The organism is Pseudomonas sp. (genome assembly GCF_050739995.1).
Taxonomy (GTDB): Bacteria; Pseudomonadota; Gammaproteobacteria; order Pseudomonadales; family Pseudomonadaceae; genus Aquipseudomonas.
The window spans coordinates 1-1642 of sequence record NZ_JBOICG010000795.1 but is presented as its reverse complement, the minus strand read 5'-3'; the positions used below and the strand labels follow the sequence as shown (position 1 = coordinate 1642).

The following is a 1642-nucleotide window of genomic DNA, read 5'->3' as shown; positions in this document are numbered from 1 at the left end:
GGTGAAAGCTGACGGGAAAGACCTAGCTGGCTAAACCAGTCCGGAAGATCGACGGCCTGTAACTCGGCGCCAGACAACCCATTCACCCGCACCAGCAACAACGCCACCAACCCTCGGATCATCCGCGCATCGCTGCTGGCGGCAAACTGCCAATGGCCGCCGCGCAGATGCCCCACCAGCCACACCAAGCTTTCGCAGCCCTGCACGAGGTTGGCGTCGACTTTTTCTTCTTCGGCCAAGGCCGGTAAGCGCTCACCCCATTGCATCAGCATTCGGGCGCGCTGCTCCCAAGTACCGACGGCCTGGAAGGCATCCAGCGCGGCGACTGCATCAACCGGCAAGCTCATCGCAACATATCCAGGGCTTGGTCCAGCGCTTCAAAGAAGCGCTCCAGATCATCGGAATCGTTATAGAGCGCCAGGGACACGCGAATGGCGCCCGACAGGTGCATCGACTTGAGCAGCGGCATCGCGCAGTGATGACCCGCGCGGACGGCAATGCCTTGTTCGGTGAGCAGGTGCGCGAGATCCGCGTTATGTACGCAATCGACGACAAAGCTGGCCAGCGCCACCTGGGGCGATCCCAGTACGCGCACGCCATTGCGCGCTTTCAACCCTCGCAACAGGTAGTCATGCAGGGCCGCTTCGTGGGTGATCACTGCCTGCTGGTCTAACGAGCTCAGGTAATCCAGGCTGGCGCCCAGGCCGATCACGCTGGCAATCGGTGGTGTACCGGCCTCGAAACCCAGCGGTGCCGGACGGAAGCTGGCGCTGTGGTAGTCGGCCTGCTGCACCATCTCGCCGCCAAACTGCCAGTGGCGCAAATGGTGCAGGGCTTCGTTGCGGCCAAACAGCACACCGACGCCGTCCGGGCCATACAGCTTGTGGCTGGAAAACACATAGAAGTCGCAACCCAGGGCCTGCACGTCATGGCGGCCATGAACGATGCCTTGGGCGCCGTCGACCACGGTCAAGGCGCCGTGGGGCTGGGCGAGTGCCATCAGGGCTTCCAGCGGCTGCCAGGCGCCAAGCACATTGGACAGTTGGCTCACGGCCAGTAATCGTGTGCGCGGGCCGATCAGCTCGGCAGCGGCAGCGAGGTCGATCACGCCGTCATCACCCAGCGGCAATACCACCAGCGTGAGTGCACGGCGTTTGGCCAGTTGCTGCCAGGGCAGCAGGTTGGCGTGGTGTTCCAGGGCGCTGATGACAATCTCATCGCCCGCATTGAATAAATGCTCAAGGCCATAGGCCAGGAGGTTCAGCGCAGAAGTCGCGCCGTGGGTAAACAGCATTTGCCCGCTGTCACCTGCATTCAACCACTGCGCGACTTTGCTGCGACTGTCTTCAAAAGCCTGGGTCGCGTGGGCGCCGGGCAAATGTTGGGCACGGTGCACATTGGCTGCGCCGTTGGCGTAGTAATGGCTGATGGCATCCAACAGAGCCTGGGGTTTTTGCGTGGTGGCGGCATTGTCCAGATAGGTCTGGTCTTGCCGTTGCAGGGTGGCGATGGCCGGGAAATCGGCACGCCATGGAGAGGGCACTAGCATGTGTTCAAGACTCGTATAAGCGAGCCCCAGGATCGGGGCCCGCTAGTGGCATCGAGTGGCTGCTTAGTTGTGAGCGTGCAGCGCTTCGTTCAG

2 protein-coding genes are annotated in these 1642 nt (G+C 62.2%); both read right to left on the bottom strand.

What is annotated here, in order from left to right:
* Positions 1-347, bottom strand: a 347-nt coding sequence (locus ACRESD_RS26930; RefSeq protein ID WP_431753688.1) for a SufE family protein, incomplete at its 3' end; no start/stop codon positions are given.
* Positions 344-1549: an aminotransferase class V-fold PLP-dependent enzyme gene (locus ACRESD_RS26925; RefSeq protein WP_431753687.1), complete on the bottom strand. Its 1206-nt coding sequence runs from the start codon at positions 1547-1549 to the stop codon at positions 344-346. The genes ACRESD_RS26930 and ACRESD_RS26925, both read right to left, overlap by 4 nt.
* Positions 1550-1642: the final 93 nt, after the last annotated feature.

What these genes read in the sequence shown, in the direction of transcription:
- ACRESD_RS26925 (WP_431753687.1), bottom strand. Translation starts at nt 1,549, where the DNA reads ATGCTAGTGCCCTCTCCATGGCGTGCCGATTTCCCGGCCATCGCCACC.